19 protein-coding genes and 3 pseudogenes are annotated in these 23053 nt (G+C 69.4%); 10 read left to right on the top strand and 12 right to left on the bottom strand.

Going from position 1 to position 23053, the window contains the following annotated elements; translation table 11 throughout:
* Window positions 1-28: 28 nt before the first annotated feature.
* From ACFYML_RS31170 to ACFYML_RS31180, 3 genes are all read left to right on the top strand, one after another.
* Window positions 29-979, top strand: coding sequence for a succinylglutamate desuccinylase/aspartoacylase family protein (locus tag ACFYML_RS31170; RefSeq protein WP_387424026.1), 951 nt, complete (start codon window positions 29-31; stop codon window positions 977-979).
* A gap of 2 nt (window positions 980-981) precedes the next feature.
* Window positions 982-2196, top strand: a complete 1215-nt coding sequence (locus ACFYML_RS31175; RefSeq protein ID WP_387424027.1) for an amidohydrolase family protein — start codon at window positions 982-984, stop codon at window positions 2194-2196.
* A gap of 241 nt (window positions 2197-2437) precedes the next feature.
* Window positions 2438-3283 (top strand): aldo/keto reductase, encoded by an 846-nt coding sequence (locus ACFYML_RS31180; RefSeq protein ID WP_387424029.1) that lies wholly within the window; start codon window positions 2438-2440, stop codon window positions 3281-3283.
* Window positions 3284-3624: 341 nt separating this feature from the next.
* Here ACFYML_RS31180 and ACFYML_RS31185 read toward each other — a convergent pair whose 3' ends face one another.
* The 5 genes from ACFYML_RS31185 to ACFYML_RS31205 all read right to left on the bottom strand — a co-directional run bounded on the left by ACFYML_RS31185 (window position 3625) and on the right by ACFYML_RS31205 (window position 9504).
* Window positions 3625-5595, bottom strand: a complete 1971-nt coding sequence (locus ACFYML_RS31185) for a zinc ribbon domain-containing protein (RefSeq protein WP_387424030.1) — start codon at window positions 5593-5595, stop codon at window positions 3625-3627.
* A gap of 387 nt (window positions 5596-5982) precedes the next feature.
* On the bottom strand, window positions 5983-7203 hold the full coding sequence (locus ACFYML_RS31190; protein ID WP_387424031.1) for an ABC transporter permease: 1221 nt from the start codon (window positions 7201-7203) through the stop codon (window positions 5983-5985).
* Window positions 7197-7892 carry an ABC transporter ATP-binding protein gene (locus tag ACFYML_RS31195; protein ID WP_387424032.1) on the bottom strand — a complete coding sequence of 232 codons (696 nt, stop codon included), beginning with the start codon at window positions 7890-7892 and terminating at the stop codon, window positions 7197-7199. The genes ACFYML_RS31190 and ACFYML_RS31195 overlap by 7 nt, the downstream gene beginning before the upstream one ends.
* A complete protein-coding gene (locus ACFYML_RS31200) occupies window positions 7889-8965 on the bottom strand; it encodes a peptidoglycan-binding protein (RefSeq protein WP_387424033.1) in 1077 nt (358 codons plus the stop codon). The genes ACFYML_RS31195 and ACFYML_RS31200 overlap by 4 nt, the downstream gene beginning before the upstream one ends.
* Window positions 8962-9504, bottom strand: coding sequence for a hypothetical protein (locus ACFYML_RS31205; RefSeq protein ID WP_387424034.1), 543 nt, complete (start codon window positions 9502-9504; stop codon window positions 8962-8964). Before ACFYML_RS31205 ends, ACFYML_RS31200 begins: the two co-directional genes overlap by 4 nt.
* A gap of 99 nt (window positions 9505-9603) precedes the next feature.
* Between ACFYML_RS31205 and ACFYML_RS31210 the strand changes: the two genes are divergently transcribed.
* Window positions 9604-10254: a response regulator transcription factor gene (locus tag ACFYML_RS31210; protein WP_387424035.1), complete on the top strand. Its 651-nt coding sequence runs from the start codon at window positions 9604-9606 to the stop codon at window positions 10252-10254.
* Complete coding sequence (locus ACFYML_RS31215; RefSeq protein WP_387424036.1) at window positions 10251-11483, top strand: sensor histidine kinase; 1233 nt, start codon at window positions 10251-10253, stop codon at window positions 11481-11483. The genes ACFYML_RS31210 and ACFYML_RS31215 overlap by 4 nt, the downstream gene beginning before the upstream one ends.
* A 351-nt stretch (window positions 11484-11834) precedes the next feature.
* Here ACFYML_RS31215 and ACFYML_RS31220 read toward each other — a convergent pair whose 3' ends face one another.
* A complete protein-coding gene (locus ACFYML_RS31220) occupies window positions 11835-12632 on the bottom strand; it encodes a PrpF domain-containing protein (RefSeq protein WP_387424037.1) in 798 nt (265 codons plus the stop codon).
* 115 nt (window positions 12633-12747) lie between these two features.
* Here ACFYML_RS31220 and ACFYML_RS31225 point away from each other — a divergent pair, with 115 nt between their 5' ends.
* The 3 genes from ACFYML_RS31225 to ACFYML_RS31235 all read left to right on the top strand — a co-directional run bounded on the left by ACFYML_RS31225 (window position 12748) and on the right by ACFYML_RS31235 (window position 14895).
* Window positions 12748-13686: a LysR substrate-binding domain-containing protein gene (locus tag ACFYML_RS31225; RefSeq protein WP_387424038.1), complete on the top strand. Its 939-nt coding sequence runs from the start codon at window positions 12748-12750 to the stop codon at window positions 13684-13686.
* Between the two features lie 289 nt (window positions 13687-13975).
* Window positions 13976-14326: a hypothetical protein gene (locus ACFYML_RS31230; RefSeq protein ID WP_387424039.1), complete on the top strand. Its 351-nt coding sequence runs from the start codon at window positions 13976-13978 to the stop codon at window positions 14324-14326.
* A 266-nt stretch (window positions 14327-14592) separates the two neighbouring features.
* Complete coding sequence (locus tag ACFYML_RS31235; RefSeq protein WP_387424040.1) at window positions 14593-14895, top strand: hypothetical protein; 303 nt, start codon at window positions 14593-14595, stop codon at window positions 14893-14895.
* A gap of 17 nt (window positions 14896-14912) precedes the next feature.
* On the opposite strand, the pseudogene ACFYML_RS31240 reads toward ACFYML_RS31235, so the two are convergent.
* A pseudogene (locus ACFYML_RS31240) lies at window positions 14913-15440 on the bottom strand (oligopeptide/dipeptide ABC transporter ATP-binding protein); the annotation flags it as partial.
* A 688-nt stretch (window positions 15441-16128) separates the two neighbouring features.
* Here ACFYML_RS31240 and ACFYML_RS31245 point away from each other — a divergent pair.
* A pseudogene (locus ACFYML_RS31245) lies at window positions 16129-16698 on the top strand (reverse transcriptase/maturase family protein); the annotation flags it as partial.
* 576 nt (window positions 16699-17274) lie between these two features.
* On the opposite strand, the gene ACFYML_RS31250 reads toward ACFYML_RS31245, so the two are convergent.
* Window positions 17275-17466 carry a type II toxin-antitoxin system HicA family toxin gene (locus tag ACFYML_RS31250; RefSeq protein WP_387424093.1) on the bottom strand — a complete coding sequence of 64 codons (192 nt, stop codon included), beginning with the start codon at window positions 17464-17466 and terminating at the stop codon, window positions 17275-17277.
* Between the two features lie 238 nt (window positions 17467-17704).
* Between ACFYML_RS31250 and ACFYML_RS31255 the strand changes: the two are divergent.
* Window positions 17705-17907, top strand: a pseudogene (locus ACFYML_RS31255) (cold-shock protein).
* Between the two features lie 484 nt (window positions 17908-18391).
* On the opposite strand, the gene ACFYML_RS31260 reads toward ACFYML_RS31255, so the two are convergent.
* From ACFYML_RS31260 to ACFYML_RS31275, 4 genes are all read right to left on the bottom strand, one after another.
* Window positions 18392-18619, bottom strand: coding sequence for a hypothetical protein (locus ACFYML_RS31260; RefSeq protein ID WP_387424041.1), 228 nt, complete (start codon window positions 18617-18619; stop codon window positions 18392-18394).
* A gap of 132 nt (window positions 18620-18751) precedes the next feature.
* On the bottom strand, window positions 18752-19885 hold the full coding sequence (locus ACFYML_RS31265; protein WP_387424042.1) for a WxL protein peptidoglycan domain-containing protein: 1134 nt from the start codon (window positions 19883-19885) through the stop codon (window positions 18752-18754).
* Between the two features lie 97 nt (window positions 19886-19982).
* Window positions 19983-21512: a fibronectin type III domain-containing protein gene (locus ACFYML_RS31270; RefSeq protein WP_387424043.1), complete on the bottom strand. Its 1530-nt coding sequence runs from the start codon at window positions 21510-21512 to the stop codon at window positions 19983-19985.
* 171 nt (window positions 21513-21683) lie between these two features.
* Window positions 21684-22895, bottom strand: a complete 1212-nt coding sequence (locus tag ACFYML_RS31275) for a HupE/UreJ family protein (protein ID WP_387424045.1) — start codon at window positions 22893-22895, stop codon at window positions 21684-21686.
* Window positions 22896-23053 lie beyond the last annotated feature (158 nt).

The raw sequence follows: 23053 nt of genomic DNA on the forward strand, positions 1-23053 counted from the left end.
CCCAGCACACAACTCTCGGAGGAGACCCATGAGCGACCACACCATCGAAACCGTCCCGGTCACAAGGATGGGCAACGGCCACGACCTCGAACTGACCGTGCACCGCATCACCGGTGCCCGGCCCGGCCCGACCCTGGTCGCGTTCGGCGGCGTGCACGGCGACGAGGCGATGGGCCCGGAAGAGGTCCGTCGCCTGGTCTCCTCGATCAGCCCGGCCGAGCTGAAGGGCACCATCGTCGCGGTCCCGGTCGCCAACCCCTACGCGTACGACGCCATGTCGCGGTTCACCCCGCAGGACGGACTCAACCTCAACCGGATCTTCCCTGGCGACCGCAACGGCTCGGTCACCGAGCAGCTCGCCGCAGTCCTCGCCGAGATCATGCTGAGGGCCGACTACTTCGTCGACTTCCACTCCAGCGGCCTGTATTCGACGGTCGAGTACGGCTACATCATGGACGACGGCAAGGAGATGGCCACCAGCTTCGGTGCCGCCCTGCTCTACCACCACGCCCCGTACGAGGGCACCTCCAACGCCTGGGCCATCAAGAACAACATCGCTTCGACGGTCTGCGAACTCGGCGGCGGCGGGCAGCTCACCGACGCGTTCCTGGCCAAGGCGGTGCGGCAGGGCCGCAACATGCTCAAGGCCATCGACATGCTGGACGGCGAACCGGAGACCATCGCCGAGCAGCAGATCGTGATGACCGAGCTGGTCACGTTGCGACCGACCAGGGGTGGCGCGATGATCTCCCACTTCTCCCCCGACCGCCTCGGCGAGGTGGTCAAGGGCGGCACGGTACTCGGCGAGGTGATCGACCCGTATACCTTCCAGGTGCTCGAACAGCTCGTCGCACCCTACGAGTCCAACATCCTGGTGCTCAGCCGGGAGGGCTACACCCGCTGCTCGCCCGGCGACTACGGCTTCATGGTGGGCAACGCCGACACCACGACCACGGTCGACCAACTTTTCGCGTCCTGACCATGGACATCCGGCACGTCGCCGTGGTCGATCCCGCCACCGAGCAGGTCCATCACGACCGGCGCATCGTCCTGAACGGGGACCGGATCGCCGCCATCACCGCGGACACCCTCGAACCGCTCGCGCCGGACGATCTGGACGGTGCCGGCTGCTACGCGATTCCCGGTCTCATCGACTGCCATGTGCACGTCACCTCGGTTACCGCCGACGAGTGGGCCGACACCGGCATGGCGCCCAGCTACGTCACCGCGCACGCGCTGCGTGAACTGCGCGCCATGCTGGAGCGGGGCTTCACCACGGTACGCGACGCCGGCGGCGCCGACACCGGCCTCGTCGACGCCCTCGACGAGGGGGTCGTGACCGGCCCCCGCCTCTTCGTCTGCGGACGGGCGCTGTCGCAGACCGGCGGCCACGCCGACCTGCGCCCGCGCGGGCGGTACCACGTCGACGACCATCCGGCCGTGCCGGGCATCGGCCGCATCGCGGACGGCGTCGACACGCTCCGGACAGTCGTCCGCGAGCTGGTCCGCTCGGGAGTCTCGTTCATCAAGCTGATGCTCTCCGGCGGTATCTCCAGCCCCACCGACCGGATCGACGGACTGCAGTACTCGGACGAGGAGATCCGGGCCGCGGTCGACGAGGCGAACCGGGCCGGGGTGTACTGCGCCGGGCACGCCTACACCCCGGAGGCGGTGGCCCGGGCAATTCGGCTGGGCGTACGCACCATCGAGCACGGCAACCTCATCGGGCCGGCCGAGGCCGCGCTGATCGCCGAGCACGGTGCGTACTACGTTCCCACCCTCGTCACCTACACCGTGCTCGCCCGGGAAGGACCGGCCTTCGGACTTCCGCCGGCGAGCGTGGCGAAGGTGGCCGCGGTCAGCGACCGGGGCCTGGCTGCGCTCGGCCACGCCTATCGGGCGGGCGCGCAGATCGCCTTCGGCACCGACCTGCTCGGCCAGATGCGCCACCACCAGTCCACCGAGTTCGCCCTGCGCGCCCGCGTGCAGCCCGGGTGGGCGGTGCTGCGCAGCGCCACCACCACCGGCGCCGCGCTGCTCCGGGCGGACGGCCAGTTCGGCGTGCTCGCCGAGGGCGCCCGCGCCGACATCGTCCTGACCCGGCACGACCCGGCAGCCCACGTCGAGCTGCTGGCGGAGCCGGACACCGAGATCGCCGCCGTGCTCGCCAGGGGGCGGCCGGTGGTCCGGCGCTAGGGGGTGTCTTGTGGATCTCGGTGGAGCGAGGCGGAGTCCGGGCGGTGATCCGGCAAGGCGGAGGTTTGCCCGGATACCGGTGTTGTATCCGGGCGAGCCGACAACGCCGCCGGGCGCCGTTCGGGCCCGCCGCAGCCCGTCAGTAGATCCACGAGACACCCCCTAGACCCACCACGACCAGACAGGCAGGTTCATGCGGTATTCAGCACCCCTCACCGGCGCCACCCGACGATGCGGGAGCGTGGAGGTGTTCCCGGTCGGCCTCGGCGGCATGCTGCTGTCCATCGAGGGCCGGCCCGACCGGGACCAGGCCGTGGCGACCATCCACGCCGCCCTGGACGCCGGCATCACCCTGATCGACTCCGCGTCCGCATACCACATCGGTGCGGACGAGGTCGGGCACAACGAAGTCCTGATCGCCGAAGCGCTGGAGTGCTGGGCGGGCGATCCGAGCCGGATCACGGTGGCGACCAAGGCCGGCCGGATCCGGCCCGGAGACGGGCGCTGGCTCACCGACGGCAGCCCCGAGAACCTCATCCGCTCGGCCGCGGCCTCACGTGACCGCCTCGGCGGCGGCCGCATCGCACTCTTCTTCCTGCACGCACCCGACGTCGGGGTTCCGTTGGCGAAGTCCCTGGCGGCACTGCAACTTCTGGTACGCGACGGCGTGGCGGCCGCCGTCGGTGTCTCCAACGTCAGCGTGGACGAGCTCGACCGGGCGTACGAGGTGCTGGGCCCCGATCTGGTGGCCGTGCAGAACGAGTTCTCGCCCAGCGCGACGCAACACGCTGCGGTGCTGCGTCGGGCCGAGGAACTGGGCCTGGCATTCCTGGCCTGGCGACCTCTGGGCACGATCGGCAAGGCCGACGACGCGGTGACCGAGGCGTTCACCGAGGCCGGCCGGGCCGGCTGTGCCAGCCCGCAGCAGGTGGCCCTGTCCTGGCTGCTGGCGACGAGCCCGGTCCTGATCCCGATCCCGGGCGCCCGCCGCCCGGCCACGATCACCGACTCCTCCGCCGCCGCCGGCTTCACCCTGGACCCCGAGGTGCTGACTAGGTTGAACGCACTGACCGGGCTGACTGAGTAGCGGACAGACCCATCCGCCGCCATGGACGAGAGCGTGGCGGGCGGGCAGGTCGTAGGTTTCGGCGGTGGCCGTCCAGACGTCGAGAGCCTGGCCACGGCGGCGGCTAGACCGAACGCCGTTCAGTTAGGGGCTTGCAGAGAAATAACCCGTAGCTTCGCGGGTGGGCAGGGTAGCGGTGTCCATGGAGGACGTGCTCACCCTGGTCCGCTCCGCCTGGCAGGCAGGATGACAAGAGCTGGGTAACCTGCAGCAGGTCGGCGGCGACGTTGAGGTCGTCGAAGGTCAGGGGGGAGACTGTTACGCCCAGATCTGTGAGAGCCGGGAGGCGAAAGCGTCTCTGATCAGCTTAGTGATCCTGAGTCGGATTGAGTTTCCGGGATCGTTTCCCACCGTGGTGGAGATGCGTGGGCATTCAGGTGGAATCCTGCGCCCAGTGCTGCTCCGCGTGGCCGGTGGCCGGTGGTGGGTGTGCTGATCGTGTTCACGTCCTGGTGTCGGTGGGCTGCGCGGGGCAGCCTCCGGTCCGTTGGTGCGTGTCCCTCCGGACGCTTGCCCGCCTGACCGTGGGGCCGGGTAGGGGAGGGTGCCCCGCGTCGCCTGGGCGCGGGGCGTGGTGGCTGGTGCCGGGTAGGGCCGGTCTTCGACCGGTCCCTCCGGCTGGCATTAGAGGTGCTTGGGGTGACGACGGCGTGGGCTTCGAGCTCGTCGACGACCGTGCGGATCACCATGGCGCCGGTGGTCTTGTCGGTGACGGTCTTGCCCTGGTGGGTGAGGCCGCGGGCGGCGATGCGCCGCCAGGCGCCGTGGTCGCGGTCGCCCTGCCAACGGCAGGACTGGTTGGGGCAGATGGCCCATTTCCATCCCGGTGTGGTGGGCCGGTCGGGGGCTTTGCGGTGCTGTAGCGGGGTCAAACATTGCGGGCAGTGTTTGGAGGTGTTGCGGGCGGGGACGGTGACCACGGCGATCCCGTGCTCGGCGGCGAGGTGCCGCATCCGGTCGACGATCTTTCCGCGGACCTGCTGGGACAGGCGCGTGTTCAGGCTGTGCCCCATGCCCTTGGCTTCCATCGACCGCAGGTCTTCTAGGTAGATGACGGACGCCCGGGCGGCGATCGCCTGGTCGACGGTCCAGCGGGCGGCGGCCCAGGCGAGCGCGTCGTTCAAGTTGTGGCGGCGGGTGGACACGTGGCGGATCTCGCCGGCCAGCGCCTCCTGTTTCGCTCTCAGTTGCTCGTCGGGGCGGCCGCCGAGCAGCCGCGCGTACTGGTCGGCCTTGGCGTGTAGCCGCTCACTGTGGCGGCGCAGGCGGTGCTGCTTGGCCAGGATGCCGCCGGCGCGGAACTGTCCACCCGCCCCCAACGCCGTGATCCGCCCATCCTTTCCCAGTCGCAGGGCACCCGCGCTGAGGAGAGTGTTGAGACCCCAATCCACCCCAAGCGCCACCGAGTGACCAGTAGCCCGGGACTTCGGCACGGCATGCGTGTATGCCATGTCGGCACGCAACGTCCCGTCGGTGAGGCGCAGGGTGGGCAGGTGCAGCACCGCCGCGGCGGGAACCGTGGACGGCAACGTGATCGGACACTCGACCCACGTCCAGTCCCGATACGTCCGCGGATCCGGTCGTAAAGGAAGCTGCAGCCGCAGCAGCGCCTTCGCCGGGTCGGCGCTGCGCTCGATGGTGGCCTGCTGCCGATCACACGCGGCCAACAGCAACATCCGCCCGATTCTCGGGACGCCTTCGAGTTCGAACACGTCCACCGGCAGGCGACCGTTGGCCTTGGCGAACGTGGTGGCCTGCCGGGTGCGGGCATTGATGATGCTGGAAGGCAGATGCTGCCCGCCCGGGATCGCCTGACGGACCTGGTCCCACTCGGCGGGGGTGCGCTTGCGCGGATCGGCCGGCCACGTCGACAGGATCCCGACGGTCACGTCGGCACGCCACTTCACCGAACGCAGCGCACGCCCCGCCTGCTCCTGCGCCATCCGCACGACCCGGTCATTGACCCTCACACCCCGAGGCGGGGTGGCGGTCCAGCCGAGGCGTCGCAGCGCCATCCACGCGTTCGACGGCAACCTCCGCCCACCCGCATCCACCCCGGATGCCAGCACCCCCACATCCACGCTGTTCCAATGCGCGCCGATCAGCGCGGCCACCATGCCCGCCACCAGATCAGCACACCAACCCACCCGCCGCGCCAGCACCGCCCGAGACAGGACCTCACCGGTCTCCTCGTCCACACCGGTCCGCAGTACAGCACGGGCGCACGCGGTCCGGGCCGTCTCGCCCTCGCCCAGCCGCAGCTTCCCGCTCACCGGCTCAACGACCCACCATCGATCGAGCAGAACCAACGCTCACGGCCGGCCGCGTCACCGGAATCCGCCCCGAACCAGCCCAAACACCAGGCGTCACGAGGCGGACACCGACAGACGCGCCGCGGTCTGCGAGAATCGAAGAAGGTCCACACGACCAATCTATGATCACTTACGATTCATAATCAAATTGGTCAGCCTCCCGGCTACTCGACCTCATGGACTCCTGATCTCCCGGACCATCACGATCCAGGGTTCAAGTGTCCAAGATCAGGGGCAACACTCCCGTCGCGATGCCCCCGGTACCGGTACGCCACTGACCGGCGGAGCAGTGCCGCACATCGTGGCGTCGGCGTTGCCGGTGTAGGCGCCGGTGCTGTTGACGTCGGGTCAGGGTGCCGTGAGCGCCTCGGTCGGGGACAGTCGGGCCGCGCGGAGCGCCGGGTAGAGTCCGGCCGCGCCGCCGATGAGCATGGTGGCGGCGAGGGCACCCGCGGTCGCCCAGGCCGGTACGATGGTTGGCCAGGTCTGGTGGGTGGCGTATCCACCGGTGACGGCGATGCCGAGGACCACCCCGGCGACACCGCCGAGCGCGGAGAGGAGCAGCGATTCGGCGAGGAACTGTAGCCGGATCTGCCCTCGGGTGGCGCCGAGCGAGCGCCGTAGTCCGATCTCGGCCCGTCGCTCCAATACCGAGATCACCATTGTGTTCGCCACCCCGACACCACCGACCAGCAGCGCCACCGCGCCCAGGCCGAGTAGTAGCCCGTTCAGGGTGGCGTCGGCCGCCCGCCTCGCGGCCAGGACGTCCGAGGGCTTGGAGACGGTGACGTCGCCGGGTGCCTGAGGGTTGGCGGTGGCGGCGAGGACGGCGCGCACCGCCTCGACCCGGTTCTCCCGCGACCTGGTGTAGACGGTCGTCGCCCGCCGGTCGAAGCCGAACGTGTCGGCGGCGACGTCCCAGCCGACCAGCACGGCCGGGTCCAACTCGGGCGCGAGCGTAACGGGGTCGAGTACGCCGATCACGGTGAACCGGGCGCCGCCGGCCAGGATCTCCATCTCCGGACTGGGCCGGCCGATGCCGAGCCGGTCGGCGGCGTCGGCGCCGAGCACCGCCGCCGGGTACCGGCTGGTCACACCGTTGAGCCAGGTGCCGCCGGCCAGGGTCGCGCCAACGGTCTGCGGCAGGCTCAGCCGGGCGGCCAACACGGTCAGCCCGTTGGTCTCCGCCTTGGGGATCCGGTCCGACCGGTACACCTTGGCGCCGCCGATCGCACCGGTTGCCGAGACTGCGGTGACCGGCCCGATCCGCGCGATCATTGCTTCGACCTCGGTGGGCAGGGTGGCGCTCTGGCCGTCCGCGGTCTGTCCGGGGGAGGCGGTGAGCAGGTTCGTGCCGAGCGCGGCGAGCTGACGGTCCAACTCCTCCCGGGAGGAAGACGAGATGCCTACCACCGCGACCATCGCGGCGATGCCGATCGCGATACCGAGCGCGGACAGCAGCGCCCGCGTCGGTCGGGTGCGCATGCCCGCCGCACCGACCCGGAGCACGTCTCCGGGGGCCAGCCGGGCGGGCGAGAGCCGGCGCCGGGCCGGTGGAGCGCTCACCATCGGGCCGTCACCGCCGCCCGCGGCCCATTCGCGCGGTCGTCGACCACCCGGCCGTCGCGCATCCGCACCTGCCGGTCGAGGCTCTCGGCGAGGTCACGGTCGTGGGTGATGACCACCACCGTGGTACCGGCGGCGTTCAGCTCCCGTAGCACGGCCATGACGCCCTGCCCGGAGGCGGAGTCGAGGTTGCCCGTCGGCTCGTCGGCGAGCAGCAGCGCGGGGTCACCGACCACGGCGCGGGCGATCGCGACCCGCTGCCGTTCGCCGCCGGACAGCTCGTGCGGCTGATGGTCGAGCCGGTGCCCGAGCCCGACCCGCGCCAACGCCGCCTCCGCCCGCCGCCTGCGCTCCTTCATGGGTACGCCCGCGTAGAGCAGACCGTCGGCCACGTTGTCCAGCGCCGGTACCCCGGCGCCGAGGTGGAACTGCTGGAACACGAAACCGATCCGGCTCGCGCGCAGGGCGGACAGTTGCCGGTCGGACAGCCGCGACACGTCGTGGCCGTCGACGGCCACCCGGCCGGAGCTGGGCCGGTCGAGCGTGCCCAGCAGGTGCAGCATCGTGGACTTGCCCGAGCCGGACGGGCCGACCACCGCGACCAGCTCGCCGGCGCCGATGGTCAGGGTGACGCCGGTGAGTGCCCGGACAGCCCCGGGGTACTCCTTGCTCACATCGGTCAGCTCGATCATGCCGGTAGCCCCACGGTCGTACCCTCCGTCAACCCGCCTCCGGTGACCTCGACCCGGCCGCCCGCGAACAGGCCGGTCTCCACCCGGACGTAGCGCGTCGTCGATCCCTCGACGACCTCGACGCCGTACCCGCCCTCGGCCAGCGCGACCAGCGCCGCCACGGGCACGGTGAGCACGTCCCGGCGTTCACCCGCAGTGAAGGTCACGGTGACCACGGCCGCCTCGATTCCGGCGGCGGCCGCCGGGTCGGCGAGCGAGACGGGCGCCTCGATCCTGGTCTCGGGTGCGCTGTCCGGTGACGGCGCCTGCTCGATCACCGAGTAGACCCGATCCACCCGGCCGGCCACCTGCTTCCCGTCGGGCAGCCGGATCTGTACCTCGACACCCTTGCGGGCCAGACGTTGTCGGGAGACCTCGAGCAGGACGGTCACCTGGCGGCCGGTTCCGGTGTACTGGAGCACCTCCTGCCCGTCGCCGGTCGACTGGTTCACCCCGGCCGTGACGGTGTCGATCCGGATCGCGCCCGGGGCGAACAGCAACCGACCCAGCTCGACCTGGCCGGTCTGGTCGAGGCCGAGGTCCTGCTGCCAGCGCTTCACCGCGGTCGCGGTGGCCGCCGAGTACGTGTCGTCGACCGTGAATCCGCCGTACCCGAGCGCCTTCAGGTTGGCCTCCAGCTGCCGTACGTCGACGCCGGTGACGCCCGGGCCGAGGCTGCGGTACGCGGCGACGGTGCCGTACATCAGCACCACCGGCGCGTTGTCCACCCGGTAGATCGGCTGGCCCCGGTTGATGACGTCGCCGGCCAGCGGCACCTTGGTGAGGACACCCGGGATCCGGCCGACGAGGGTGGTCCTGGCGCCGTAGCCGAGGTCCCCGGGCATCTCCTGGCTGTCCAGCATCGTCTGCCGGGTGACCTGCGCAGTGGCCGGTGGCAGATCCGGCGCGTCGGGTGTATTCGTGCCGCCGCCGATTCCGACCGCGGCCGCAGCCGCCACGGTCCCGGCGACCACGACCGTGCCGACCATGGCGGCCACCCGAACCTGCCGCCGCACGGCGGATCGGGGCGTCACCGGGTCGCTCCCGGACTCGGGCTGGGCTCCCGGACCTGGGCCCGGCAGGTCGCCTCCGCCTGGTCGTAGTCCGGGTCGGTCTGTTCCGGCGGGAGCTGGATCTCGCCGTTGGCGTCCGGGTCGGGGAAGTCCGCCACTCCGTTGGCGCGCATGCACCGCGCGTACTCGATCGCCCCCGCCGTCTTCCGATCCCGGTCGCCGCCGCTCAGGACGGGCTCGTACCGTCTGCACGCCTGTATCGCCCTGGCCAGCGCCTCCGCGTCCACCGAGCCCTTGTCGAACCCCCCGCCGAACCGGACGGTGCCGTTGGGTTGGACCTGCGGGTCGGACGCCGGGATGCCGTGCTCCCGCAGGCATTGGGCGTGCCTCCTGCCCTGCTCCACCGTGTCGAGGCTCGGCGTCACGCTCGGCGCGGCGGAACCGTTCACCGAAGCCACGTCCTCGCCGTCGGCGGATGTCGAGCAGCCAACCGCCCCGACCAGCAACAGTGGTAGCAGGCAGGCGGCCATGGCACGTTTCGTCGCAGCGCGTTTCGTCATTGCCCGAGTGCAACAGTGGAGTCGCAACGCCACCGTCACAGCATGTGTAACACGGGTGTAATGCCCGATGACCGAGACTGCGGAGCGGAGGGACGGAGCGTGCGAGTACTGCTGATCGAGGACGAGACACTGCTGGCCGAACAGGTCGCCGACGGGCTACGGGACCGGGGCATCGCGGTCGACCTCGCGTCCGACGGGCTCGACGGCCTGCACAAGGCCGGCGCCAACCGGTACGACGTGGTCGTACTCGACCGCGACCTGCCAGTCGTGCACGGCGACCAGGTGTGTACGGCACTCACCGCAGGCGGCGGCACTGCCCGGATCCTCATGCTCACCGCGGCCGGCGAGGCGGCGGACCGGGTCGCCGGCCTCATGCTCGGCGCCGACGACTACCTACCCAAGCCGTTCGTCTTCGATGAGCTGGTGCTGCGGATACGAGCGCTGGCCCGGCGGGCCAACAACGCGCCACGGGTCCTCCAACGCGCCGCACTGACCTTCGACACCGCTCGACGCGTCGTCACCCGCGACGGCCGCATCATCCCGCTGACGACCAAGGAGTTGGCCGTGCTGGAGATCCTGATGGGCGCCGAGGGCGCCGTCGTCAGCGCCGAGGACCTGCTGGAACGGGCCTGGGACGAGCACGCAGACCCGTTCACCGCCACCGTCCGGGTCACCATCGCCCGGCTGCGGCGCAAGCTGGGCGACCCGCCGCTGATCGAGACCGTCGTTGGCGCGGGGTACCGGCTGTGAGGCCGCGCCGCCGGCACCCGTCGATCCGGCTGAGGCTGACCCTGGTGTACGCGGTCGTGCTCGTGGCGGCCTGCGCGGGCCTGCTCGCACTCAACTACGGGCTGCTGTACCAGAGCCTCTACCAGGACATCGACGGACCGACCGCGGCCGAGGTGGCCGCGATGGTTTCCAACGCCTCACCCGAGGAGACGAAGGAGGCTGCTCTACAGCTCGACCAGGCCGAGATCGCCCGGTTACGGGCCGACACGCTTCTGCGCACCGCGGGAACCTCGGCGATCGGACTCGCGATCACCGCCATGATCGGGCTCGGTGTCTCCTGGGTCGTCGCTGGCCGTATGCTCCGGCCGCTGCGAACGCTCACCGCCACCACCCGGCGGATCTCCCAGGACCGACTGCACGAGCGCATCGCGCTCACCGGCCCGCACGACGAACTCAAGGAACTGGCCGACACCTTCGACGAGATGGTGACCCGGCTGGAAGCCTCCTTCAACAGCCAGCGAAGGTTCGTCGCCGACGCCTCGCACGAACTGCGTACCCCCTTGGCGGTGGTGCGTACCGGCGCCGAGGTCCTGCTCGCCAAGCGGCACGGCACACCCGAACAGTGGCAGGCCATGGCGCGTCGCGTACTCACCGCGACCAGCCGGGCCGAACGCATGCTGGACGGCCTGCTGACACTGGCTCGCAGCGACAGCGGCGTCGTCGCCGAGGAGACGCACGACCTAGCGGTCGCGGCGGCTGGGGCACTCGGCGAGGCGGACGGCGAAGCCGAACGCGCCGCGCTGACCATCACCTCCGACCTGCGTCCGGCCTTGGTCAAGGGCGACCCGGCACTGCTGGACCGCCTGCTGAGCAATCTGGTGGACAACGCGATCCGACACAACCATCCGGGCGGTTGGGTCGATGTGGTCACCGGCCACCGTGACCGGGCAGCCGTCGTCACGGTACGCAACAGCGGCGAGCGTATACCCCCGGCGGAGGTCGAGCGGCTGTTCGAGCCGTTCCAGCGCCTGGCGTCCGACCGCACCACAAACGCCGGGTCGACCGGTCTGGGCCTCGCCATCGTGAGATCCATCGTGCACGTACACGCCGGAACGGTCAGGGTGACACCGAACGTCGACGGCGGACTGACCGTCGCCATCACGCTCCCGGCAGAACACGCCACGGCCCGTCTTCGGACGACCGCCGCAGCTCGACGCCGAGGAGCTGGTACCGAAAGCTCGAGTGCCTGAAGCCGAACCGCCAGTAGAGGCAACCTGACCGGACGGCGGTCTGGGCACGGCACGTCCCGTGGTGTTTCCGAGTCACCATGGCGGCTTCCTCGGTGACCAGTCGGCTACGCGGGCAAGCCCGAGCGGGACTTGGTCAGGCCTTGGCGTCAGGATCCCGACTGATCCGCTCCGACGTGCTCTGCCAACCCGACCCGCTCCTGCTCAGCGAGCCGTCCGAGCACTGGTAGTTCGATGACTCGGAGCCCGAATCCTCCGGCATGGCCGTCCGGTCGACCTCCGATCCGTCGACCTTGGCGACCATCTCACCGTCGACATCGGACTGATCACCGATGATCTTGCCGTCGGTGGTCGTTATGGTCGAGGTAACGCTGCCGGTGAGGACGATCTCGTACTCGTGACCACCTCGGCGGGCGGTGAAGCTGGTCCCGTCGCCGTCCGTCGCGCGGCGCCGGCCCGAACCCGCTCCAACCGGGCCAGCAATCCGGGACGGGCGTCGACTTCGGTCGGGGCCTCCGCGCCACCGAGTCCGAGCGCCGCGGCGTCGACCACGACCACCGGCGCACAGGCGTCGATCAGCGTCACCTCCAGCCCGCCGGCACCGTCGTCGATCCGCTCCCGGCGCTCGCCGGTCGGGAAGAGTCGTCCCGTGGTGCGCCCGGCCGGCTTGACGAACCCCATCCGGACCCCCAGCGCCGGGTACGGAACGCCGGCGATCTCGTTGTCGCCGGCGTTCACCACCCGACGCCGCGGGGTCGGCACCTCCTGGCGGATGAGCTGGTCGGTGTTGGTGTTGAGTACGGTGACCGTCGTCCGCTCCCCACTGGGGCGAACCCAGCCGGCCTGCAGGGCGTACAGGCCCGCGACGGCCGAGCAGTTGCCGCAGTTGCTGGCCCAGTCGACGGTGGGCTCAGTGATCGAGACCTGGCCGAAGGTGTAGTCAACGTCCACCCCCGGCCGCCGGGACGGCCGGAGCAGTACCGCCTTGCTCGTGGTGGAGGTCCCGCCGCCGATCCCGTCGATCTGCCGGATGTCCGGGCTGCCGAAGATCCGAACGAGAAGTTCCGTTCGGTCCTCGCCGGCCGCGTCCAGGTCTGACTCGGTGAACACCCAGCATTTGCTGGTGCCACCCCGCATCCACGTGGCTCTCACGTCCGCGCCACTCCTTGTTTCGAAGGTGTGACGAGCTTGCGGCGAGTTACCCTTCAGCACAATCACGGAGATCTTCATGATCCTGTAGCTGAACTTAAGGCGGAAGGCGGAGCAGATGGACGTGAAACGGATGTTCCTACTGGCCGACGTCGCCCGCCATGGCTCGATCACCGCCGCCGCGCACGCTCTCTCCTACACACCGTCGGCGATCTCGCAACAGGTCAAGCTCTTCGAGGGCGAGGTCAAGCTACCGCTGCTCGAACGGCACCCCCGCGGCGTCCGGTTGACCGACGCCGGCCGGGTGGTCGCAGACACGGCCGACAAGATCCAGCGCCTGCTCCAGGCCGCGGAGAACGAACTCGCGGAGATCGCGGGGCTGCGGCGTGGATCACTACGACTAGGCGCGTTCCCGACCGCCGGCGCGTCCCTCGTGCCGCACGCGATCACCGAGTTCCAGCTCCGCCACCCGGAGGTCGAACTCTCCGTGCGCAGTGCCCGGCTGGCCCAGATGCTGCGCCTGCTTGAAGGCCGGGAGATCGACGTCGGCCTGCTCTGGGACTATCCCTGGTGCCGGATCGAGAAAACCGCAGACCTGCCCGACATCACGATCCGGCACATCCTCGACGACCCGATGGAGGTGGTGGTCGCCCGCAGCCACCGCTACGCCCGGCGCAGACGGGTGCGGCTGGGCGAACTCGCCGAAGATCGCTGGATCATCCGCGCCGACGCCCATCCCGGAGCCGAGGTGCTCGTCCGGGCATGCCGCTCCGCCGGCTTCGAACCCAGCGTCTCCTTCGAGGCACACGACTACCAGGAGGCGCAAGCCATGGTCGCGGTCGGCCTCGGCGTCGCCCTCATCCCGCGGCTCGCACTCAGCAGCACGCGCGACGACGTCACCGCCATCCCGCTCGGCGACAGCGCCCCCGTCCGGCGGGTCCTGCTGGCCCGCCTCGCCGATCGGTGGCACACGCCGGCCAGCGACGCCATGATCGCCACCTTCGCGACCGTCGCCGCGCGGATCGCCCGGGACGGCCGGCCGCCCAGGCACCGATGATCGGGTCGCCGGGCTCATCGGAGCCCAAGGCCGAGCAGGGCGGCTCCCCTGCTCCCACCTCGCTCGATCGGCGACAGGCATGCCTCTTCGCTGGGTGCTGCCGGTAGCACTCGTCCCACAACTCCAACCCCGTCAGGTCCCCAACGGACAGAACGCCTCAAGCCAGAACAACACCGGGGATAGGTGGTTATCGGGCTGGAGCGGGTGACAGTGATAAAGTCGAATCCCCAGTGCACCCCCGTCCTGGGATCAGGCCACCCGGACGCGCGTCTGGTATCGGAGGAAGGCCGTGGGCTACAAGGAACGACGGGTCAAGCTGATCGCCACCCGGGCGGCGCCACATTTGGAGCCCGGCGAGCAGATCCAGACGGGATTCATCACGGTGACCGGTTCGGGGATCTTCACGGTGCCGGCGGAGACATTCGTAGTCACCGACCGCGCGATCCTCGTCATTGGCCGCGGCCAGGTACAGCGTCTCCCGCGCGACTGCTGGTTTGGCAAGCCCACCGGGCTCTACCACAAGTTCGAGCTCGACCGCACGTACAAGGTGCACCGGCAGTGGTACCAGGAAGTCATCACCGCCAACGAGGCGCTGCGCGAAATGCAGACCCACGATGAGCCGGCGGCCGGCGAGCACTGAATGAGCGTGTCCCAACCTCGTTTTGGCAGGTTGGGGAGGGTTGACAAGATGACTGTCGACACTCAGCCGCTGGCCACGAGAAGATCAATTTCCGGTCTCACGGAAACGACCATCGTCGACTGTAAACGATAACGATGTGATCTCGCCCCCGGCGTGCCGGGACCCGAGTATGACGGAAGCCTCCGCATGTCGGTTGTGTGACAAACAGATACGCGGAGGCTTCCGCGCCCATCATCTACGGTCTTGCCCTGTCCACGCCAGCCGTCGTGGTAAACCGCCTGGTCGACGCCCTGGTCCGCCACCGTCGTCGCATCGGTACCCGATGGCGGCTGCACACCCCGCTCCAGCGGGGCATCCTCACCTGCGCCTGGCTGGAGGGCGGGCACACCTACCGGTCACTGGGCGCCGGCAACGGCGTGCCCAAGAGCATCTGCCGCACTCTCGTGCAAGAGGGCATCAAGGTCCTCGCCCGCCGCGCCCTGCCGCTGACCGAGGTCATCCGCCTGGCCGCCGACGCGGTTGGGAGTACCTCATCGTCGACCGGGTCAACATCCCCACCGAGCGGGTAGCCGCCCGGTGGGGCCTGTCAGTGGCTGAGGTGGCAGGCCACCCGGGCGTCCGACGGATGGGCGTCGAGGGCCGGCTCGACCCGGGCGCAGATCTCCTGGGCCATCGGGCACCGGGTCCGGAATCGACAGCCTGACGGTGGGATCAGCGGGCTGGGCACCTCGCCGGAGAGCACGATGCGCTGTCGCTCACGGCCAGGCACCGCCGAGAGCAGGGCCTGGGTGTAGGGGTACAGCGGGTTGGTCCGGATCTGCCGAGCAGCGCCCACCTCGACGACCCGGCCGAGGTACATCACCGCCACCCGATCCGACATGTAGTCCACCACCGCCAGGTCATGCGCGACGAAGAGGTAGGTGAGGGCGAACTGCTGCCGTAGGGCGGCCAACAGGTTGAGCACCTGCGACTGGACGGAGACGTCCAACGCGGAAACCGGCTCATCGGCGACGATCAGCTTCGGCTGCAGCACCAACGCCCGGGCGATTCCGATCCGCTGCCGCTGGCCGCCGGAGAACTCGTGCGGAAACCGGCCAGCCGCCGACGCGTCCAGAAGCCGCGCCGGGTTCATCGCCGCGGATCACGGACGCAATGGACAGTGCGACCAGAGCGGCTGCAGGTGGTTTGGTCATAGAAGGCGTGGATCCTGATCGTCTCGCCGAGTCGGTAAGCCAGGTACGTGGCGGTATCGACGGTAGGCGGGAGTGAAAAGCCAGGCGGTGATGAGGCCTGCCGATCCATCCGTGCCAGGTCACCCCACCCGGTCCCATGGGATGGCCTCGATGGGGTGGCTGGTCGGGGCGGAGGCCTCGTAGTAGTCGCGGGCGTGACGACCCGCCGTCGGGGTCCGGGAGAGCCGGACGCAGGGCGAAGGGGGCCAGCAAGTCAAGCAGTACGGATGCCGGAATGCCAGGAGGTTGTCGCCGGTGAATACCGACGAGCTGGAGTCGGCCCTTCGTCGGGCCGAAGACCGGGTACTGGGGATCCAGGCCAAGCTGCACCGTTGGGCTCGTGATGATCCTCGTCGCGTGTTCGACGACCTGTTCAACCTCGTCACCGATCGTGCGTTCCTGTTGGTGGCGTGGGATCGGGTGCGGAGCAACAAGGGCGCCAAGACCGCTGGGGTGGACGGCGCGACTGCGCTGTCCATCGTCGTGCGGGTCGGGGTCGAGGAGTTCCTCGACATGCTGCGGGCCTCGCTGAGGGACCGCAGCTTCCGGCCGGTGCCGGTGCGGGAGCGGATGATTCCCAAGCCCGGTGGCAAGCTGTGCCGGCTGGGGATCGCTACGATCACCGACCGGGTGGTGCAGGCGTCACTGAAGCTGGTGCTGGAGCCGATCTTCGAGGTGGATTTCCTCCCGTGTTCCTACGGGTTCCGCCCGGGACGCCGGGCCCATGACGCGGTGGCCGAGATCCGTTACCTGGCCACGAGACCACGCAGCTACGAGTGGGTCGTGGAAGGTGACATCAAGGCCTGCTTCGACGAGATCGACCACGCTTCCGTGATGGCACGGGTACGTGGGCGTATCGCCGATAAGCGTGTGCTGGACCTGGTGAAGGCGTTCCTGAAGTCGGGCATCCTCGGCGAGGACCGCCAACTGCGGGAGACCAACGCCGGCACCCCGCAAGGGTCGATCCTGTCCCCGTTGCTGAGCAACATCGCCTTGTCGGTGCTGGACGAGTATGTCGCCCAGCGTCCCGGTGGCCCGTCCACCAGCAAGGTCGAGAAAGCTCGGCGGCTTCGGCGCGGCCTGCCGAACTTCAAGCTTGTCCGGTATGCCGACGACTGGTGCCTGATGATCAAAGGCAGCCGGGCGGACGCCGAAGCGCTGCGCCGCCTTCCCGAAGGGAAACGCCCCGGACCTGCTCGGGGGGGCAGGATCCGGGGCGTGTGGGTTTGCTTAGGCGGCCACGACCTCGCGGTCCTGCTTGAGGGCCGCCTTGCCGCCCTTCCCGAACGTGCCGGCGCCGCCGGCCGCGGCCTTGCGGGTTGTCTTGCGGGCTGGCGCCTTCTTCGGCGCCAGCTGCGACACGCGCTGCGCCGAGATGCCCAGCAGCGCGCCCGCGTCGCGGACGGTGTAGCCCTTGGCGAGCAGCGCCCGTGCGGCGGTGACTGTCGCCTCGTCGGCGGACTGTTCGGCCTTCCGCAGGGCGCTGCGCGCCTTGCGGGCGCGGGCAACTTCCTGCGGGACCTCCGGCTTCACCTCGACGTCGAAGCTGTTCGGGTTGACGTCGAGCATGAGGGCAATAGCTTCGCGGGCCATGTCTTCGACCTGGTCGAGTCGGCGGGCCTGCGAGAACACACCGTTGATCTCGGGGACGGTGATTGCCCACCAGCCGCCGGAGCGGACGCATGTGGCGGTGTACTTCATCGGCGGTGGCCCCTTCTACCTCAAGCCGAGCGTGCGCAGGATGCCCCGCGCCGTGTTTTCGTTGATCTCCTTGTGTCGGGGTATGACGACGTTCTGCGAGCCGTACCTGTAGATGGTGTGGCTGCCGCCTTCGCGGACCTTCTCGAAGGTGGTGCCCGCGTCGGCAGCGGCCTTGCCGATCTTGCTGATCAGGTCAGTTCGCTTCACACCGCAAGTCTAGTGTAATAGACGATACAAGTAAAAGCGACTAGACTAAGGAATGGCCAGGTATGACCTCCCCTGCCGGCCGTGTCGCCGCAGCGAACCTCGCACGTCACGTCGGGAACCAGCGCCAGACAGAACTGATGATCCCCTTATCATCACCATCGACTTGTACTGACATGGTCGGTCGATGCCCACCTGACCGGTAGTCACACAATCGCCCGGTAACCCGGCCGGAGCAGACATGGCTACCGGTACCGTGAAGTGGTTCAACGGCGATAAGGGCTTCGGCTTCATCAGCCAGGACGGCGGCGGGGCCGACGTTTTCGCCCACTACTCGGCGATTTCGGCGAGCGGCTTCCGCAGCCTTGAGGAGAACCAGCGGGTGGAGTTCGACATCACCCAGGGCCCAAGGGCCCGCAGGCGGCGAGCATCCGCTCGCTCTGATCCACCCTTTTGCTACGGCGGCCCGACTGGTTCAGCGGGCCGCCGTTCGGCGCTCGTGCGGACCCTCGGGGAACGGAGCTTGGCCCCATTGTCCGCACCGCCGCCCGTCGCCGGCCGATCACCCGCAAGCCAGCACGGTCGCGCCGAGCACCGAGTAGGCCAGGTGTGGCCGCGGCGCTGAGTTCGGGTCGAACGCCGAGCCGGGGGCGTTCGTCGGGCCTTGCTCGCTGGTACTTCGGGGTGCAGTTTCCAGGCCGCGCGGCGAGAGCGGTGCGGATGGTCCGTCATCCTCGCGGCTGCGGTCCGCGCCAGGTAGCGGGTACGAGCGGTTGACCGCCAACTCCGAAGCAATGATCAAGGTAGCGATGATTCGACTCATGACGATACGCCTGGCTGGTCAAGCGATCCGCTGGACCAACGCCACCGAACGCGAAGCCGCCCGATACATCAACGTTGAGCGACTTCTCGCCGCGTAGCCACCCGGTTACCCGACGGTCTCTGAGACGAACGCTTTGCCGACCTCGTAGAGGAGCAGGGCGTCGCCCACGATGCTCAGCATGTTGGCTACCCCGGCTAGCTGCGGCGAGCCGACCGGATCGATGCGGATGACCTTGCCGTTGAGGCGCTGCTCCCGGAAGGGCGTGCCGGTGAACTCCTTGACGGAGTAGTTCCTCGCACCCGCCTCCATGCTCGCCTTGGCGCCGGCCAGCAACTCACGCCCTGCGCGGTCGCGGTCACTCTGGACCTGAACTTTCCGCTCTTGTCCTCCGTGTTCAGGGCACTCCATAACTCCCGTGCCTCGTCCAGCGCGATCTGCCGCTCGCGATCGGTGAGGATCGGCGACCTACCCTTGCGCCGCGCGTTGCGGTCCTCCTCCAACAGTTGGCTGAGCCCCTTGAACGTGTCGGCGGCCTTCTGTAGTGCCAGCTGGTGCCGTTCGTGCCGACGATGCGACCTTCGGTGATCTCGGCGCGCACCGCCGTAGGGCCCGCCAGCGGCGAGGAACCAGAGCCGTGACGACGAGGACCCCGGACAGGACTGCGAGAAGGAGTAGCAGTAGCCAGGGGAGGGCCCAGGCGTGCGTCGTGGCCTCGACGGTGGCGAGTGGAGCGATCGAGCCCGACACGTCGGTGAGCAGTGGGACGAGGGTGACGGTCCCCGTCAGCTTCACCGCTGGAGCCACTCCTGGTAGCGGCACGGAGACCTTCCAGGTGTCACCTGGGAGCAGCGGGGGCGAGTCCTCGATCTGCCCCGCGCGGACGTTCAGGTCCCCGAAGGGGCCGGAGATGGACACTGCCTGCCGAGCGGTGACGATGGCGTTGCCCGTGTTGCGGATCGTGTATGTGACGGTGGCGTCACCCTTCCCGAACGGATTGGGCGTGCCCGAGTAGCGCACCTGCAGATCCTCCACCGACAGGCTCGGCTTCAGCGCTCCACCGACCCGCAGGCGGATCCGAATGCCCACACGCCGGGCCACATTCGTCCCATCGGCTTTGCTGGCCTGCGTCAGCGAGGTGACGACGCCGCCCAGGTAGTCGCCGGGCGCGGCGTTGTCCGGAAGGGTGAGCTGGAACGGCACCTCAACCGACTGGCCGGGCCCGACCGTCACGTCGGGGCGATCCGTGTGGACCCACGCACCGATCCCTGTCGATTTCGCGTCCTGGGTGACCAGGTCGAGCTGGCCTTCCTTGGTGGTGAACCCGTCGGCGGCGTACACGGCCAGGTTGAGCGGTGTGGCACCGTGGTTGACGACGAGGAGACCGTCCTTGAGCTGCCCGCCGGGGTTGAGGGTGTAGGTGTAGTTCTGCCGGCCGGACCCGAGGTTGTTGGAGGCCGTCCTGACCGCCCAGGAGACGTCGCCGTCCGCCGCGGCGGCGGGCTCGGCCCCTACTGCGAGGAAGCCGATCGCGGCGAGCAGCACCACGACAGTGGCCTGGGCGAGGGCTGCTGCGGTCGTACGCGGTTTGGGCAGGTGCATCTGATGATCCTCGGACGGTCTGGGAGCGGCGGGATGGAACACGTGTGGTGGGGTGGGCACCCGACGGTGCCCACCCCACCGGGTGGAGCGGACCGGATCAGCTCAGCGCGGTGAGCGTGGTCCCGGCGCCACCCTCGGTCGTCTGCTCAACCCACGCGGACGGGGTCGTCCGGGCCACGTCGGCCCGCTTGTCCCAGCCCTTGCCGCGGTACGGGTGGATGACCACCTTGTCGGCGGTGGATCCGACCGGCTGAGCGGGGCTGGTGCCGTTGTTCGGGCCGCACCACTTCACCTTGCCCAGCTCCACGGCGGCGTTGGGCCCGTCGCAGGTGCTGCTGCGGATGTTCTCGACGACGAGCTTGTTGTCGCGCACCTGGACCTTCACGTAGGTGCGGACGTGCTCCTGGTTCTCCACCGAGTTGGCGTAGTGGTTGTCGGGGTTGAGCGGGTCGGGGCCGAAGTCCGAGCCCGGGACGGGAGCGGTGAGGTCGTAGTACTTCGAACCTGACGCGGAGTTCGCCGTCACGTAGATGACACCCCCGGGGCCCTGGGCCACCTGCTCGGCGCCGGGCTGCTCATCCGGGTGCGACTTGGCACCGTTCTTGAGCGCGTAGCTACGGGAGTAGCTGTGGTCGTGACCCTGCAGGACCAGGTCGACGCCGAGCTTCGAGAAGGCGGTCGGGAAGTCCTGACGGCGCTTCTTGTTGTCGCTGTCGTTCGCGTGGGCGGCCGGCGAGTAGATCGCGTGGTGGTAGACGAGCACCGTGTACTTGGCGTCGGCGCCGTGCGACTTGATCACGTCGGTGATGTAGCCGATGTGCGCCTCGTCCGAGCCGTTGGCGTACGCGTTGCTGTTGAGGTCGATGAACAGGACGCCCTTGTAGATGTACCAGTAGTCACCGCCGGACCGGGTCGTCGCGCTGCCGTTGTAGAACGGCGTGGAACGGTCGGTGTTCGGGGTCCAGAAGTGCTGCTCGTAGGCCTTGCCGCCGACGTCGTGGTTGCCGATGGTGGCGGCCCACGGGTACTGGCGCAGCTCGTCGGGCGCGAGGAAGGCGTTCCACTGCGTCTCGGTGTTGGCGGTCTCGACCTGGTCACCACCGGAGACCAGCAGCTCGGCGTTCGGGTTGGCAGCGACGGCGACCTTCAGCGTGTCCTGCCACCCCTCACCGTCCTTCGCCACGTTGCCGGACGAGCCGATCTGCGGGTCGCCGAAGAACAGGAAGTCGAAGTCGCCCTTGAAGGCCTGGGTCTTGAAGGAGTACGTCGGGGACCAGCCGCCCGCCGCGCCGACCCGGTAGGAGTACGTGGTGTTCTCCTGCAGGCTGTCGATCGTGGCGTGGCCGTTGTAGCCGCCATTGACGCTGTTCGCGGCGACGCTGGCCGAGAAGGTGACGGCGTTGGCGGGGAACTCGCCGTTGACGAGCTGGGAAGCCGGCGCGACCTCGACCGTCTGCGGGATGCCGGTCGAGGAGTACCACGACACAACGCGCTGCGATTCGCTGGCGCCTACGCCGAGGACGATGCCGGTGGGCGCCGCGACATCGGCAGCGTGGGCCGCCGACGCCAGGCCGCTGCCGAGCACCGCGGCGACGCCGAGGACCGCCGCGCTGGCGCCCCCGGCCACCCGGCGGCGCGCAACCCCGCGGCCTTGTGTCCAATCGAGCCTCATCAGATTCCATCCGTTCTGATTCGAGGGAGTATTGAAAAGCCTTGGTCAAGCTCGCGGAAACCGGTGTCCAGCAGGTGAACCCGGGGCAGGCGGACTGTGGCGCCTGCCGGAAGTTGTCCCGGGCAATCAGATTCCGACGACCCGCTGCACGAACCACACCAGGCCCAGCACGGACACCCCCGCCGCGATCGCCCCGGTCGTCCACACCCCTGCGGCCGGGCTGTGGCGGCGCAGCAGGGCGAGCAGCGGGAAGACGACCACGATGATCGTCAGCTGGACGACCTCGATGCCCACGTTGAAGACGAGCAGCGACCACAGCAGCGTCCACGAGAAGGCCTGGTCGATCCCGAGTGCCGCGGCGAAGCCGAGTCCGTGCACAAGGCCGAAGCAGAACACCACGGCGAGCCGGGCCCAGCCCGCACGGTCCAGACTGAGGTGGCTGTGACCGGCCGTCTCGAGGTCCGTGGCGTGCGACCGGCGTCGCCGGATCCGCCACAGATGCCAACCGGCGACGGCCGCGATCGAGAGGGCGATGGCGGGCTCGACGAACGACGCGGGCAGCTGAACGAGGCCGAGGGCGGCGAGGATGAAGGTCACCGAGTGGGCCAGCGTGAAGGTCGTCGCCGCCAGCACGATCTCGCGCAGGCGGCGGGACCCCACGATGAGCGCCAGCAGGAACAGGATGTGGTCGAGCCCGGTGAGCAGGTGCTCAGCTCCGAGCCGGAAGAACTCCCGGAACCGCTCGGCCCAGGACTGTTGCGTGGAGAACGACCGATGCTCGGCGTCGAGGGCGGTGCTTCCCGACCTCAGGTCGAGGTCGTAGGTGACGATCGTCTTGGTGTCGCGCACATAGCCCTCGGAGTCCGGGAACAGCCCGCTGCGGACCTCGTGCGCTCCCGCTGACTCCGGGCACCGGTAGTCGAGAACCAGCAGCGCGTACGGGACAGCCTCGCGTTTCTCGACGGTGAAGTCGCCGTCGCGGACCGGGGTGCACGCCGTGCCCTCGGTCGTGACGTCGAAACGCTCGGTCACGTACGCGACCACCGTGTCGGCGTGGGCGTCGAGCGCGGCGGCCTGCTCCGCCGCATCGCCGTCCTCGAACACCGCGGTGCCCGCCCGGAAGAGCTGATCATCCTTCTCGTAGTCGGCGGCGGAAACGACGAGCAGGTCGTACTCCAGCCCGAGCTCGGCGCGGACGTGCCCGGTCTCAGGCGAGGCGAGGTCGACGTACGCGGTCGAGCTGAAGCCGTGGGCAAGGGCGGGCGCGGCACTGAGCAGGACGCCGACGGCTAGGGCCGCAACGACGACACCAGCGCGCCATCGAGCGGCGTGGGGCATGTGACTCCTCTTCGGTTGGCGACCGAAATCTGCTCGGCTCAGATGAACGAACGGCAGCCTGCGCGCAAACCAGCGACGAAACCCGCCCGACCGAGCTGGCCTGCGCATTCGCAAACGGCCGGCCGTGGGGTAGGAAGTAGGGCGCACCTACCGCCACC

The sequence above is a fragment of the Micromonospora sp. NPDC007230 genome, assembly GCF_042869115.1.
Taxonomy (GTDB): domain Bacteria; phylum Actinomycetota; class Actinomycetes; order Mycobacteriales; family Micromonosporaceae; genus Micromonospora.